The 14,653-nt window shown below is 57.7% G+C and carries 16 protein-coding genes; 15 read left to right on the top strand and 1 reads right to left on the bottom strand.

What is annotated here, in order from left to right; translation table 11 throughout:
• Nucleotides 1–5: 5 nt before the first annotated feature.
• From thiE to AC57B5_RS03485, 15 genes are all read left to right on the top strand, one after another.
• Entirely contained in the window at nt 6–929 is a 924-nt protein-coding gene (thiE, locus tag AC57B5_RS03555; RefSeq protein ID WP_496398748.1) for a thiamine phosphate synthase, read from the top strand.
• A gap of 112 nt (nt 930–1,041) precedes the next feature.
• Nucleotides 1,042–1,572 carry a transposase gene (locus AC57B5_RS03550; RefSeq protein WP_496398747.1) on the top strand — a complete coding sequence of 177 codons (531 nt, stop codon included), beginning with the start codon at nt 1,042–1,044 and terminating at the stop codon, nt 1,570–1,572.
• Between the two features lie 152 nt (nt 1,573–1,724).
• Nucleotides 1,725–2,063: a transposase gene (locus tag AC57B5_RS03545; RefSeq protein WP_047219564.1), complete on the top strand. Its 339-nt coding sequence runs from the start codon at nt 1,725–1,727 to the stop codon at nt 2,061–2,063.
• 551 nt (nt 2,064–2,614) lie between these two features.
• On the top strand, nt 2,615–3,550 hold the full coding sequence (locus AC57B5_RS03540) for an aromatase/cyclase (protein ID WP_496398746.1): 936 nt from the start codon (nt 2,615–2,617) through the stop codon (nt 3,548–3,550).
• Nucleotides 3,543–4,313, top strand: a complete 771-nt coding sequence (locus AC57B5_RS03535) for an SDR family NAD(P)-dependent oxidoreductase (RefSeq protein ID WP_047219562.1) — start codon at nt 3,543–3,545, stop codon at nt 4,311–4,313. Before AC57B5_RS03540 ends, AC57B5_RS03535 begins: the two co-directional genes overlap by 8 nt.
• A gap of 13 nt (nt 4,314–4,326) precedes the next feature.
• Nucleotides 4,327–5,592, top strand: coding sequence for a beta-ketoacyl-[acyl-carrier-protein] synthase family protein (locus tag AC57B5_RS03530; protein WP_047219561.1), 1,266 nt, complete (start codon nt 4,327–4,329; stop codon nt 5,590–5,592).
• Nucleotides 5,593–5,611: 19 nt separating this feature from the next.
• Nucleotides 5,612–6,727, top strand: coding sequence for a beta-ketoacyl synthase N-terminal-like domain-containing protein (locus tag AC57B5_RS03525; RefSeq protein ID WP_496398745.1), 1,116 nt, complete (start codon nt 5,612–5,614; stop codon nt 6,725–6,727).
• Complete coding sequence (locus AC57B5_RS03520; RefSeq protein ID WP_047219559.1) at nt 6,724–6,978, top strand: acyl carrier protein; 255 nt, start codon at nt 6,724–6,726, stop codon at nt 6,976–6,978. The genes AC57B5_RS03525 and AC57B5_RS03520 overlap by 4 nt, the downstream gene beginning before the upstream one ends.
• A gap of 513 nt (nt 6,979–7,491) precedes the next feature.
• Nucleotides 7,492–8,232: an antibiotic biosynthesis monooxygenase family protein gene (locus AC57B5_RS03515; RefSeq protein WP_496398744.1), complete on the top strand. Its 741-nt coding sequence runs from the start codon at nt 7,492–7,494 to the stop codon at nt 8,230–8,232.
• On the top strand, nt 8,229–8,873 hold the full coding sequence (locus tag AC57B5_RS03510; protein WP_047219556.1) for an antibiotic biosynthesis monooxygenase family protein: 645 nt from the start codon (nt 8,229–8,231) through the stop codon (nt 8,871–8,873). The genes AC57B5_RS03515 and AC57B5_RS03510 overlap by 4 nt, the downstream gene beginning before the upstream one ends.
• Nucleotides 8,870–9,463 carry an antibiotic biosynthesis monooxygenase family protein gene (locus AC57B5_RS03505; RefSeq protein ID WP_065346693.1) on the top strand — a complete coding sequence of 198 codons (594 nt, stop codon included), beginning with the start codon at nt 8,870–8,872 and terminating at the stop codon, nt 9,461–9,463. Before AC57B5_RS03510 ends, AC57B5_RS03505 begins: the two co-directional genes overlap by 4 nt.
• A gap of 52 nt (nt 9,464–9,515) precedes the next feature.
• The gene (locus tag AC57B5_RS03500; protein WP_084027392.1) at nt 9,516–10,238 is read left to right on the top strand and encodes an SDR family oxidoreductase; all 723 of its coding nucleotides are present in this window, start codon (nt 9,516–9,518) and stop codon (nt 10,236–10,238) included.
• A 258-nt stretch (nt 10,239–10,496) separates the two neighbouring features.
• On the top strand, nt 10,497–10,943 hold the full coding sequence (locus AC57B5_RS03495) for an anthrone oxygenase family protein (RefSeq protein WP_065346692.1): 447 nt from the start codon (nt 10,497–10,499) through the stop codon (nt 10,941–10,943).
• Between the two features lie 11 nt (nt 10,944–10,954).
• On the top strand, nt 10,955–11,431 hold the full coding sequence (locus AC57B5_RS03490; RefSeq protein ID WP_065346691.1) for a hypothetical protein: 477 nt from the start codon (nt 10,955–10,957) through the stop codon (nt 11,429–11,431).
• Nucleotides 11,432–11,513: 82 nt separating this feature from the next.
• Nucleotides 11,514–11,696, top strand: coding sequence for a hypothetical protein (locus AC57B5_RS03485; protein WP_139093445.1), 183 nt, complete (start codon nt 11,514–11,516; stop codon nt 11,694–11,696).
• Nucleotides 11,697–11,890: 194 nt separating this feature from the next.
• Here AC57B5_RS03485 and AC57B5_RS03480 read toward each other — a convergent pair whose 3' ends face one another.
• Nucleotides 11,891–14,629 (bottom strand): type IV pilus assembly protein FimV, encoded by a 2,739-nt coding sequence (locus tag AC57B5_RS03480; protein ID WP_496398743.1) that lies wholly within the window; start codon nt 14,627–14,629, stop codon nt 11,891–11,893.
• Between the last annotated feature and the right edge of the window lie 24 nt (nt 14,630–14,653).

Below are 14,653 nucleotides of genomic sequence, written 5' to 3'. Positions count from 1 at the left end.
CGGCCATGAGCAACGACTCCATCCAATCCTGGGCAGATGCCATCGTGCGCCTGCACGGCGCCACCTTCGCCCCTGAAGGCTCCGCCCTGCCCTCGCAGCCCGTGCCGCAGGCACAGCTCCAGGAGCCGGCCTATCTTGCGGCGCTGCAGGCCTGCAGCGCGCTGGGCTTCATCGCCATCGACGCCGAGACGCTGGCCTGCGCCTGGCAGGCGCAGACGCTGCGCAGGGGCCGCTTCGAGGCCACGCTATGGCCCGACGATCCGCGCGACTTCGGCCTGGAGGGCGCCGATCCCGCACTGGCCTTCCCGGACTGCCCAAGGTCCCTGGGCCTGTACGGCGTGCTGCCCGATGCGCAATGGGTGGGCCGCATGGCCCGCGCCGGTGTGCCCACCGTGCAATTGCGCTTCAAGTCCGAGGACCGCGACGCCATCGCCCGCGAAGTGCGCGCCGCCGTGGCCGCCGTGGAAGGCACGGGCGCCCTGCTCTTCATCAACGACCACTGGCGCGAGGCCATCGATGCCGGCGCCTATGGCGTGCATGTGGGCCAGGAAGACCTGGATGCGCTGGCCGGTGCCGACCTGCAGGCCATCCACGCCTCGGGCCTGCGCCTGGGCGTGAGCACGCATGGCTATGCCGAAATGGTGCGCGCCCATGCGGTGCAGCCCAGCTACATCGCGCTGGGCGCCGTCTTTCCCACCACGCTCAAGAAAATGGCCACGGCTCCGCAGGGCCTGGCGCGCCTGGGCGCCTATGTGCGCCTGATGCAGCGCTATCCGCTGGTGGCCATCGGCGGAATCTCGGCCGACCAGTTCCCGGCCGTGCGCGCCACGGGCGTGGGCTCGGTGGCCGTGGTGCGGGCACTGGTCAATGCCGAGGATCCTGAAGCGGCGGCGCAGCAGTTGCTCGCAAGCATGCACGCTGCCGACTGAGGTACTGGCCAAGTGCCAAGGCAAAAAGGGAGCATGTCAGGCTGTGTAAAAAGTCTTCAGCTGTCCTAGTCGCGATGCCCTCCAGGAGTTAGCCTGGAGGGCATCGTTGTTTGTGGAGCAGCTCTACGGCCCGCCGCAGTGGAGAGAGCCGGCACAAGCCGCCGTGTTACCAGTAATGCTCGATGAGTTTGTCGCGCCAGATGCCCTTGTCCGCGTCATCGACGGCTGGATTGCCGCTTTACCCATGGCTTATCTGGGCTTTGCCAAGTCCATCCTCCAACGCATGGGCGCGCCGCCATATGACACTGCCGATCTGCTGCGGCTCTATCTCCAGGGCTATCTCAACGCGACACGTCCCTTTCGCTCTTTGAGGCGCGAGTGCCACCACAACGCCGAGTGCATGTGGCTGCTCGGTCGCCTGGCTCCAGACTACAAGACCATCGCCGAATTCCGCCGAGGCAATCTGCAGGCATTGGTTTCCACCAGTGCTGCCTTCGTGCAGTTCGCCCGCACGCAGTGCTTGATCGCCCCAACGACTGTGGCCATCGACGGCTGCAAGGTGCAGGCCGTCGCCTCAAGCAAAGCCATCGTCGGCCCGCGCCGGGCCTGGTACAAAAAGCCCAGTGCAATGCCCAGCAGATAGAGAGATACCTCGCCTTACTCGAAGAATCGGCCCGGCAGGAGACGTCAACGCCCGGGCAGGGCATTCGTGTGTGCAAGGCTTTGGCACAACTGCAGGCCAACAGCGAGGCAACTGCAGGCTAGGCAAAGGCCCTGGCCGCCAGTGGCAAGACCATGTACATCACCATCGAGTCCGATGCCCAGGTCATGCAAAGCCTCAACAGTGTGCCGGGCTACAACCTGCCGACCGCTGTGGAGGCCGAGAGCCACCTGATAGTGGCCCACGAGGGCTGTGCCGATGCCAACGATCAGAGGCAGATCCAGCCAATGGCCCAAGCCGCAAGCGATGTACTGCTAGCACCCTGCACCGCTGATGCGGGTTATGCCAATGCAGCGCAGATCACCGCACTGCAAGCCCAGGGCATACGGTGTTATGTGCCGGCCAAGCGCACGATCAACAACCAAACTGGAGGGCGCCGCAGCGGCCTGCCTCCTTGGAGTACGGATCGATGAGAGCTATCAGGCCTGCTCATGGCACCACTTGATCCATCGATTCCAAGCACTCACTCTTGTGTGTCCACTTGTTGGACTGCGGCTGGGCTAGGCTGATTTGCTTCATGGGTGATGAGTATGGTCGCCGTCGCTCAACGCAAGCACGTCTCGCATGGATTCTTGCAGACCCTCTTTAGCGTGCGCACTCCCTCGCATTCGAGAAACCAGGACGATGCCCAATAATCCTGAAATGACAGCATCTGAGCGTGCGCCTGCAATTCCTAGGAGAACTCTGATTTTCCAAAAAGGACTTGCCAAGCGATAGGCATGTGGAAAAAAATAAATCTCAGTTGCAAATCTCCAGGGATCCAGAATTTTGGTCCGACGCTCACTGTCATCCCGAGAATAGAGATTCTTACCGACGCAACAAATCTGCCCCTCATCATTTTGGGCGCCAAAGACGGCGTCTCCTTTTCGCTTAAGCGCCGTCAGCGGATGCTCGATTCTTCAGAAGCCTCGGAGTAACAAGCAACTCCAAACCGCATACTACCTGCAGGGAGAGGTCAAGTTTAATGAAAACGGAACATAGTATTCTCATCTGCCATTCGCCTGAGGAAGCGTTTCAGGTAAGCCTCAACGTTGCTAAATGGCCCGAAATTTTCCCTCCCTGCCTGGAAGCCAACGTCCTTTCGGAAACGGAGACGGAGCAGGCTATCGCGCTAACAGCCCTGGCCAACGGTCAAATCCTATCCTGGCAGTCGGTCCGGCAGATTGATCGCAAGCGTCGCTTAATCAAATTTCGCCAAAGCAAACCTTCACCCTTGGTCAAGTCGATGGTGGGCTCCTGGACCTTCGACCCGCTCCCCAAAGGCTGCAAGATTAGCCTGATGCATGAATTCGAGATCGCAGATCAGGTGAAAGGATTCGTTCCTGAAGTCGAGACCAAAGAACAAGCGATGCAATTCATGGAACGGAGTATCGAGGCAAACAGCAACCGCGAGCTATCTGCAATCGCAAAGCACTTGGATCAGAAAGCCTGGTATCACAGTTTCTCGGAGACCATGATTTTCCATGCCCCCAAAAACCTCATTCTAGACCTGATCTGGGACGCAGAAGAATGGCCGAACTTGCTGCCGCACTGTTCGAATATAAGAATGATTTATTCCGATAGCGTGAACCAAGAGTTTGTTATGACCGTAAATGTTACCAATGGGACTGAAGAGATTCGGAGCATTCGCAGGAAAGATGCCGACGCGATTTCATACTTCCAGCCCTCTCCCCCAGAGGTTCTCCTGGAACATCGTGGTTCGTGGACATTTTCGTCTGTGAACGAAGGCTCTGGGATAGCGGTCACCTCGTACCATGAGGTACTACTCAATCCTTCACTCTGGGCCGCGAAAGGATCGCGGAACGACGCCAAGCAAAAGGTCGAAACCGCGATCAATCTTAATAGTTTCGGCACTATGAAGGCCATCAAATCAAGGTTGGAAGGCAGATCAAATGCGTAATGCAATAGTGACTGGCGGAAGCCGCGGCATTGGCTTATCGATAGCGCAGAGCCTCTTAAACGCAGGCTACAACGTTGCAATAGTCGGGCGTAGTCAGTCCAATCTCGATGCCGCCGTGAAACAGCTCTCTGGGACGGGTCGGGAGGTAATCGGAATACGATGCGATGTAACAGATTCCGATGAAATTACCCAAATGACATCGTCCGCTGTCGAAAAACTTGGTCCTATCAAGGTTCTCGTGAACTGCGCGGGTCGCAGCGGCGGCGGTGTGACGGAGAATATCGATAATGAGTTATGGCTATCTGTTATCAATACAAACCTGAATTCTGTTTTCTTCGTAACGAAAGAGGTTCTCAGGTCCAAGGCAATGGGCGCTGGCGGTGCCATTATCAATATTGCTTCAACAGGGGGCAAGCAAGGAGTTGTGCATGGTGCCCCCTATAGTGCTTCGAAGCATGGTGTTATTGGGTTCACCAAAGCACTTGGATTGGAGCTCGCGCGCAAAAGGGCAGACATCACCGTCAATGCAGTGTGCCCGGGCTTTGTCGAAACCGAGATGGCCGCGACGGTCCGTCAAAACTACGCGAAGCTCTGGAGCGTCACCCCCGAGGAAGCCAAGCGACGGATTGAGGAACGTGTGCCGCTCGGACGGTACATCGAACCCGGCGAGGTCGCCAGCATGGTTATCTACTTGGCATCCGACCAGGCGCGCGGGATCACGGCCCAGGCAATGAATGTCTGCGGCGGTCTTGGAAATTACTAATTCAAGAGGGTTTATGAAAAAGAAGCGTGTGGCCGTCACGGGCCTGGGTGTCATTGCACCCAACGGATGCAATGTTGAAGATTTCTGGACCGCAACGTGCAATGGCAGAAGTGGTGTGCGGCCAATCACGACTTTCGATGCTTCACCGTTCAAGGCCAAGGTGGCCGGGATCGTCGAGTACTTCGACGAGGAAGACTGCGAGGTCTCTGCCGCTTCTCAGGCTGGATATGATCGTTATGTCCTGTTCGCTCTGGCCGCTGCCTCGGAAGCAGTCAATATGGCCAAGCTCGATTTCGACAAACTTGATCCTCATCGTATCGGAGTTTGCGTTGCAACCGCTATCGGTGCGACGAAGTATCTGGAAGAAGAATTTCTGCACCTCACGGATGGCGGGCATGGTGACGTCGATGCGGAAAAGGCGTCACCAGTACTGCTGTCAGGCCTCGGCTTTCACGTCGCATCGACGGAGATCGCCCGTCGCTACGGCGCATCCGGACCGGTCTCGACATTGGCAACGGGCTGCACGGGCGGTATTGACGCTGTCGGCGAGGCGTTGGATATGATCCGGTCCGGCAATGCGGACATTGTCATCGCGGGAGCGTCAGATGCACCGATAACTCCTATCGCGCTCGGTGCTTTCGATATCATCGGCGCCGTCACCAATGATCGGAACGACAAGCCCGAATCCGCCTCCCGGCCATATGATGCATCGCGCAGCGGCTTTGTACTCGCCGAGGGCGCTGGAATATTCATTCTGGAAGACATGGAACACGCGATTGCTCGCGATGCACATATTTTCGCGGAAATTTCTGGTTTTGGGTCGACATGCAACGCCCATCATATGACAGACCTCAAACCTGATGGCGAGGATTTACATCGGGCCATGATTTTGAGTCTTGCCGATGCGGGGGTTGCTTTCTCAGAGATTTCGCATGTCAATGCTCACGGAAGTTCGACGCCACAGAATGACATCAACGAAACCAATGCGATCAAGCGAACCTTCGGAGACTATGCATATCGCATACCTGTTACCTCCATAAAGTCGATCGTAGGGCATGCTCTGGCGGCGGCCAATGCAATTGAGCTGGTCGCATCTATACAGTCGATTGTCCACCAAGAGGTTCCACCGACGCTCAATCTGCACCAGCCCGACCCAGCCTGCGACCTCGACTATGTACCCGGCAAGGGGCGGCCGGCGGTGCTGGGACATATTCTCAAGGACGCAAGTGGCTTCTCCGGAATTCATAGCGCCTTGATCATCTCGCAAATCGTCCCCTAACGCAGAGGATTGCATAACCATGGAGCGTAATGCTGTCATCACGGGCATTGGAGTCATCTTACCTGGCATACGAACCAAGGAAGATCTCTGGACATCCCAATCAAATTCCAGCATCTTTTTCAGGCAGGTCTCAAAAAATATCAGCGGAGCCAGCATCGACCCATCCGAATTCAAGGGAGAGATTTCAGGCCGAACGGCCATAAAGATCGACGTTTTCACAAGCTATGCTCTAATCGCAACTCAGTCAGCAATTGCAGATGCTGGGATAGATATAGAGATAATCGACAGGCAAAGAACTGGCGTGTTTGTCGGAAACTGTTTTGGCGGCTGGCAATTCACGGAACGCGAGTTGCGGAAACTATATATCCAGGGGCCACGAGCTGTCAGCCCATTCCAAGCCACCAGCTGGTTTCCCACTGCACCTCAGGGACAAATCACCATCCTTCACGGTCTAAAGGGCTTCAGTAAGACCTATATGGCTGATCGAATGAGTAGCCTCTTATCTGTAGCGGCAGCAGCAGCAAAGATCCGCTCAGGTATCCTGGATGTGGCAATCGCTGGTGGGACTGAAAGCACCAACACCGGTTTTATCTATGCCGGCCTCGACTTCGTTCCGTCAGCGCACGCGGTGGATGGCAGCAAACACGGGTTTCGAATTTCTGAGGGCTCGACATTCCTCGTGCTCGAAGAGGAGGAGGCAGCGCGACGGCGCGGTGCCCGAATCTATGCCCGCATAGGCGCTTTCTCACAGGCCAACAGCCCGAGCAAGGCGGACCGATACCCTACGGATGCCGATGCATTCCGCCGCACGATGCGTTCCGTGATCGGTAATCGTCAGCCGGAGATCGTGATCTCGGACGCAAGCGGTCTCGATTGCGTCGAGAACGCTGAACATGAGGCCATCGCCAACATCGCCTCGAAGTCGATTATTGCTCGCCCCAAAGAACGTATCGGCCACACCTTCGGTGCGGAAAGCGCAGTCGACATCGCGTTTGGCTGCCTTATGCTTGAAAAGCAGCAGCAATCTCCGCATATCATCGGTCAACCAGTCTCGATTGAACGTATTGTCATAAATGCCGCTGCCATGGGTGGCGGAGTCGCAAGCCTAATCATTGAGCATGGGAGCACATCATGAAAGATCATGTATCCATTGAAGCAATCGTGATTAATTCCTTGAAGGCCCTTGTCGAAAGCGAGGGGTTGAAAGTCGAGATCACGCGGACAAGCATTATGGCAGATGACCTTGGGGTTGACTCCACAGAGTTGGTTTTCATCCTCCTCGAAATCGAAAAGCAAACAGCTCAAGCGTTGAAAGACATTGACTACGGCCGGATTAGCACCGTTGGCGATCTGATTGATGCAGCCCAAGAGGCTGCCGGTGTATAGGTTTGACCAGCAACCTAGCTAGGCCCTGCGGCTTCTCGATTACAGCTGTTGCAGAAGGGAGCTCTGACCAGTGCCTTGTACGTTTAACTTCTATACGTCCGTCTCAGAGGTTGGCCTGACTGAATCCACATATCGGGCAGGACAACTGATCGCTATCGCCTCAAGTGCGAAATTGGAGCTGCAGGGCTACGCCCAGCCTAGCTATGAGGCGATGGTGATCAGCAGCCGTCGAAATAGCATTGCTCAGCCTGCAGCGCTCAACTTTCGGACCCAGATCATCAGGCGTGGATATGGCGGGCGGCCCATGGCCGATGCGCCCAGCATCTTGCTGGTGACTTTGTGCTTGATGCGAGCGGCCGATCAGAGCCAATTCCTGAACCAGTTCGACCGCGCTTTGTCATTCATTAAGGGAAAACCAGGATTTTTCACATCACGCCTTTTCCGCGAATGCGACGCCATCGACCTGATCAGGTTCGTCAACATAGCTCATTGGTCCGACCTGAATAGCTTTCAATGCGTTTTCCGCAATCCTGCGTTCCACAAGATCGTGAGTACGACCTTTCGCCCGACCAGCGAATTGATGTTGGCGGAAATTCCATCGACTTCGAAACACAAACTCCAATGATGCTTGCACGTATAGATATACTGACATCAGCTCAGATCGAGGAATGCTCCTCGCGTTGGCTTGAGCAGACCAATGAGGCTCTAAAAACCAGAAGCATAGATGCCGCTTGCCTTCTGAAAGTATTTAGACGCGTCAATCTTCCGGGGTACGCAGCAGTCAGCATCGCAATTATTAATGAACCGCCTGACGACATGGCATTCAATTCTGTTGACCAGGGGCTAGGAGCTGCAAATCTGTTCAGGCCCGTCGACCGCTGCCACGGACCTTGCTTTGTCGGCGACGTCCGTGAGCGAATGATAATTGTGAACCCGTATCGCATTTCCGTCGAGGAAGCGCCCGCCAATGCCGAAATGTGGCTTGAGACGGCCACGATGATGAAAGATAAGCTTGGCTTTATGTCGGCAACCCTCTTCCAGACTATTACGCCTGGTCAGGGCAATTATCACTTTGTCAGCATGGCCGAATGGGCATCGGAGGATGCTTTTCTCTCGATATTTGGCGGCGAAGACTACCACGCCATCGTCGCCCCCTATCAAGAAAAATTTCAAATTTGCTTCGCTCGCACGGCCTATGCCAGCGAGGACGACACTTATTCTCCGCATGCGGTGATGACAGGAAAATCTTCATGATCATGGCACTTGACTTCATCCAAAGTGACCACCCTGCCGAAGCTGCTTCCATTTGGAACCTTATTGCGACGTATTTTTCGGGATGTGATGGTTTCGACAGGGCTCAGCTGGTCAAGGTCGATCAGGAGTATCAAACACGTTCGCGGTATGCGTTTGCCAGCCTTTGCAAATGGTCATCCGCGTCGGCATGGATCGCAGCGCGTGACCGAGCGCGACAGGAGCTCGCCATCATCGAGGCCCTACGCTCTGGAAAGGTCAGGTTCTTTGGCCATACCATGAGGCTCGTCGATGGGGACGACTATATTTTCTCCTCGGATACAAAACGATGCATATTGCTCGATGTCATTTATATTCCGAACGCGCGCGTCAATAACTATGAAGAAATGTGGAACCAGTGCAACGCGTACATGCGGACACAGCCCGGCTACATCAACGCATCGCTCTACCAAAATCAATCCGACGCTGATGAAGTGAAATTCATCAATATTGCGGAGTGGAATCGAACCAACGACCTTATCGACGCAACGCACACAAATCGATTCAGCGAAATTGTCGCTGACTTCAAAGAAGATTTCGCCCTCTATTTTTCTCATCGTTTGAGCATCGGACCTAAGCGCCTTCTCGGGGAGAGCGGCGCATGAATTATCTTATTGAAATTGTGCGAAGCAATGCGCAATTTAAGGACTACTGGCTCGCACGAGCTGACGAGCTTAATGCCATGAGCGCCGGCATTGTTATGGAGCTTTACTCGTTCAACGAGGATATCCGAAACGCGGACTATAGCCATTTGTCGATATTGAAGTTCGATTCACCAGAGCAGCGAGCAGATTTTCTATTTCATCCGACACGTCTGTTGGAACAGAAATTCGAGACTGACAGAGTCGAGTGCGATCTCGATATCGAGATCGGATTACTTAGTGACGCGGCCAGCGGACACGTTTTCTTGATCAATCCATTCGAGATCCAGCAGGAAGACATCCCCGCTGTGCTCGACATGTGGCACAAAGCAAAGGGACACATGATTGCCCATGAGGGCTTTATAAATGCCAGGCTGTTCCGATCTAGTGATCCATCGGCCAAATACGGTCTCGTCAACGTGGCACATTGGCAGTCGTCAAAGTTGTTTAAGGATGCGCTCAACGATCAGGCATATGACAGCCATCGTGAACGATCCCTGAACTACAAGTTGCATCCGTCGCTCTGCAAATTTGAAGCCAGATTCCCCACTTAGCGGGGGATTTTGGCCACCATTCAACCAGCACACATCCACACAGGAAATGAAAATGACGAAACCCTTAGCTCTAATAACAGGGGCCAGCCGTGGCATCGGAAATTCGCTAGCATGCGCATTTTCTGAAGATGGCTTCAACATTGTCGCGGTTGCTCGGAATGGGGAGAAGCTTGAGCAGCTTGCGGAAAAGTTGAAGCGTGAACACGGAACCAAAGTCATTCCGATCACAGTCGATCTAACTGACAATATAGCCACCGCAACTCAGATTGAAGCGGTGCTCTCAAAAGAAAAGCGATTGGATGTACTGATCCATTGTGCTGGGATCTTCCGCTTTGGCACTGGAGATCTGGGCGTCGCCGATTTTGAGCTCATGTTTAGAACTAACGCAATGGCAGCCCATAATATCACAAAAATCAGCCTTCATTATCTTCGGCAGGCAAAGAAGGCCCATATTTTCGCAGTCGCCTCAATCGCAGGCATAGAGCCATTCGCACCGGTAGGCGGATATGCGGCGAGTAAACATGCACTGGTTGGCTACACCCGTTCAATTGCCAGACAAGAGATATTGAACGGCATTCGAACGACCGTAATCTGCCCTGACGTGGTGAACACCGAAATGGCCTCCGGCAGCGGCATGACGCCAGAACAGATGATTGAATCGGAGGATATTGTCCGAGCGGCTCGTTTTGCTATGTCATTATCTGACGCCGCAACACTAGAAACCATCACTATTGGATGCCGGCCGGTTCACGGCAGCATCCGTCATCAATTGTGAACTCAACCGGTCAATACAACGCAATGACTACACCTGGTGCAAGTAGTGCTGGCAGGAAGCAACGATCACGGATTTACATCACCGAAACACGGAATGCGATGAGGAAAGCTCGCTGAAGCTAGGGCGACACCCTGCACCAGATCGGCAAGCTCTCGGCCTATCCATTGTCCGCCTTCGCGCCACCCCGCATCTGCTTCAGAATGTCTGGCGTGGCTGGCATTTTGAACCCCCGATACCGGATCACGGCAGGAGATAGTAATGCAGCTCTTATTCAGAATTCTGGCGATTATTGGATCGGCTATGTTCGCGGGCGTCATGCTCGCTATCGGCGTGATCCTCGGTGGCTACTGGAAACACTTGCCGCCCGCTGAGTTCTTAGATTGGTTTGCGCAGCACAGCGGCCTCGTCATGCGCGCAATCCCATTGGTCGTCATCCCGACCTTGATTGGCTTGGTCGGTGCATTCTGGTACGACTCGAAAAAACCTGCCACGCGCTGGCTTTGGCTTGCGTCCCTCGCCTGCATCGTCGTTGTCCTGGGCTTCACACTTGCCTATTTCATGCCGATCAATACTGCCTTCGCCAGCAAGGTGGTTGCGATTGATCAGGTAGCCGCGATGCTCGAATCCTGGCTTTTACTCCACAATATCCGCATTGCCCTCGCATTGGCTGCATCGGTGCTGGGAATCTTGGCTATCAATCACTAAAGAGAAACACGATGCTCAGAATTATTCACCCTATTGCCGGTCTGGTCGCCATCCTCACAATAGCAACGTTCTGGCTCTCAACAGCCATTTCCGAATTATTCGCCTCCCAGGCCACGATGATTTTCATCAAGACGGCTATTCCCTGGGGCTTCATCCTGCTGGTGCCAGCCCTTGCCGCCACGGGCTGCTCCGGCTTCATCCTATCGAAAGGGCGACGACAAGGGTTGGTCAATACCAAACTCAAACGCATGCCCTTCATCGCTGCAAATGGTCTGCTGTTACTGATACCGGCGGCATTTTTCCTTGCGTCCAAGGCAAAGGCTGGCGAGTTCGATATTGCGTTCTATGCGGTGCAGGCACTAGAACTGGCTGCTGGCGCGTTGAATATCACCCTACTGGGCCTGAGCATGCGCGATGGGATAGCGCTTACGCAATGGCGGCGCAAAAAGGTATCTTCCAGCGCTACGCATAGGAGCATCCGTAAGTGAACCGGCTTGAATCGCCCCAGGAATCGAAGAGGCTCCTTTAAATGCTCCACCGAGGTTGTTGAGCGCCCCGTGCGCATGGTCCTTGAAAGTGAGGACCTTCATCGACGAGCAGTGCAAGCGCTTCGGGCTCAAGCCGATCTGCAAGGCCTCGCAGATTGCCCCGTCGGGCTACTGCCGCCGTGCGGCGCGTCTGCGCAATCAGGCGCTGTTGCCAACCAGAACGCAGCGCGATGCCAGCCTGGCACAGCAGATCGGGCGCGTCTAAACCAGCAATTTTCAGGTCTACGGCTATCTCGCAAGGCCTGGCGGCAAACGCGTTGCGGTAGCGCGCCAGTCAGGCCATACCTGCCTGACTCACACCAGCTAGCCTCCACGAATGCCGGGGCGATTCACTTTCTAGCCTGAGCAGGCAGACTATTTACACAGCCTGACATGCTCCCTTTTTTCGGTGCACACCGCTCAACCCTTGGGCGGATCCTTGTCGTCTGCCTGCGGCGACGGAGCCTGTGGTGAGCTACGAAAGGCCGGGTCGGTCTCGCGCGACAGCAGCATGTCCACCGAGCGGCTCAGCGGCTCGTCCAGGCCACGGTGCTCACGCACGGTGTCGGGCGGCTCCAGCTCCCACTTGTCCAGCGCCAGGTCCATGTCCAGCGGCGCCTTGAGATTGTGGCTGCTGAAACCCACGGCACCCGAGCCGGGCACCGACAGCGTCACGGGCGGGAAGCGCGAGGGCACATCGACATGCGGCAGCTCGTTCTCGCCCAGGTCCGTGAGGTCTATGTCCAGCAGCGGTGCCGACTCATCGTGGATGAAGGAAGGCGCCTCGCCCAGGGGCACGGCGCGCACCTGGCCTGCGGGCAGTTGGCCGGCCTGATCCAGATCGAAGTTCAGGGGCTGCAGCTCGAAGTGCAGCGGTGCGGACAACGAGTCCGGTGCGCTGCTCGCAGGCCTGTCGCCGCCACCGACTGCACCCGTGGACAGGGGCAGCGTGTCCATGGGGGTGAACTCCAGGCCCGGCTCCAGCGGCGTCACCGAGGCCGGCTGCGGCTGTGCAGGTTCTATCGGCGGCTGCAGCTCTGCCATCCAGTCCACGCCCGTGGCTGCGGATGCAGGAGCATGCGCCGGCGTGGCTTCTGCAGCCGCTGTGAAGGCAGCCGCGCCAGCCGTGGTTGCTGCGGCCGTGCCCGTGACCATGCGCGGTGTGGTGCGCTCGCGCGGGCCGGGTTCGCCGCGTGTTCCGGCAGGTGAGGTGCGCGCAATGGACAGCAGCAGCAGCAGGTCGTCGAAGGCGGCCAGATCGAAGGGAGCCGGCGCATCGGGGTCGGGTGCACCGTCCTGCTTGAACAGGTAGTGCGCCAGGCAAGTTTCGACTTCGTCCACGGGCCACAGGGCCTCGATGCGTGCCAGTTGCTCGGGATAGCCCTGCAGCAGGCTGCTGCCCTTGTCGGTGAAGCCCGGCATGGCCGGCACACGGGCGTTGAAATGCCTGGCAAAGCGGGCGCGCAGCTGGTCGAAATCGTCGCGGCGGCTCAGCGTGTAGTACAGGTGCAGCAGCTCCAGATAGGCCAGCGGCGAGGAATCCTCATGCGTGTCGATATGCGAGCGCAGCAGCTCGATGGCCTGCTGGTGCTCGCCCACCGAGATGAAGAATTCCGCCTGCTGCTGCACGTCGAACAGTTCGCCGGGCTGCACCATGCGCCTGGCCTTGATGGCCTCGGGCCCGGACGTGCGCACAGGTGCCGGGGCCTGCGGCGCAGGCTCGGTTTCCAGCTCGGCATGCACGGACACAGGCACGGGAATGGTGGCCGGGCCGAAGTCGCCAGGGTCCACATCCTCGTGCAGCTCATAGGTCACGCCGGGGCGCATCTGGGCGCCGCGCTGCACATAGGGCGAAGCCAGGGTATCCGGTCCCCGGCGGTCGTCCTGCTGCGGTGCCGCAGGCCGGTGCTCACGCAGGCTGGGGGCCATGGGCCGCGTGGGCCGATGGGGATCCAGGGAATGCGGCAGGGTGTGGATCTCGTCATCGCGCACATGCGGCGGGGTCGACGGCACGGGGTCCTGCGACGAACGCTCCACCGATTCCCGCCAGGCGTTCTGCTCGCGCGAGAACAGCGAAGTGCCCGAGCGCATGCGCCAGGCCATCCAGCCGATCACGGCCACGGCGGCAATCAGGGCCAGTAGCAGCGCATTGAACAGCCAGGACGAGCCGCCGGACTCCTGGCGCATTGCGTCCAGCTCGGCCCGCAGCTGGGCCAGTTGCCCACGGTCCACGCCGTCGCGCTTCTTGAAGGCCGCCATCTCGGCCTCCAGCGCCTGCACGCGCTTGTTGGCCTCGGCCAGCTGCTCGCTGCCGGCATCGAACATGGGAGCCGCAGATGCGGCGCCGCCTTCGGGTGTTCCAGGTGTTCCGGCTGCTCCAGCGGCGCCCGGGGTGCCGCCCGTTCCCAGCCATTCCTCCACCGGCTCCATGCGCAGGCGCGGTTCGATGCGCAGGCCCGCCTGCAGCTGCCCGGCCTGGGCCTGGGCGGTCACGCCCACGGGCGGCTTGGACTTTTCGGCCGCGGCCTTGGGTTTCGGCCTGGGTTTTGGTTTGGGCTGGGGCTGCGCCTCCTTGGGAGCGGACGCCGCGGCAGGCCGGGCATCCGACCGGGCACTGCGGGCAGCGGCCGCGCGGGAGGGTGTCGAAGAGGATTCAGAAGCGGTGCCAGCCACACCGGCTGCACCAGCGCCAGCGCCAGCACCGGCTGCTGCAGCGGCGCCCACGGTCGGCAGCGCAGGCTGCGCTGCTGCCAGTTCACGCAAATTGATGGGCTGGTTGCCTGAGGCGTCCACCGAATCTGGCAGCTGCGCCAGCAGCGTATAGCTGCGGCTGATGCCGCCACCTTCGCAGCCCGCCCACAGCTTGAGCGTCACGATGGGCTCGTCCACCGTATAGCGGGCCTGCACCCGCACGGCCTTGCCCGACGAGGTCGGGCTGACACTGACGCGCGAGGATTCGATGGGCCTGTCACCGGCCAGCAGCTCGGCGCGCACACAGGAGCTGCCGGCGTCGTTTCCGCTATCGGGCTGCAAGCCCACCACCAGGTCGAACGGAGCGCCCAGCACCACGTTGCCCCGAGGACTGCCCAACGACAATGCGGACGCGTTCCAGGCCATGGAGGACAGGGCGACGCCGAGAATGGTGCTACAAATTCTCACATCAGCCTTTCTTTGAACGCTTGC

This window comes from Delftia sp. BGA-UO-ETr-SB1, assembly GCF_059567865.1.
The sequence above is the reverse complement of the archived record's forward strand: the minus strand, read 5'-3'. Positions and strand labels throughout refer to the sequence as shown.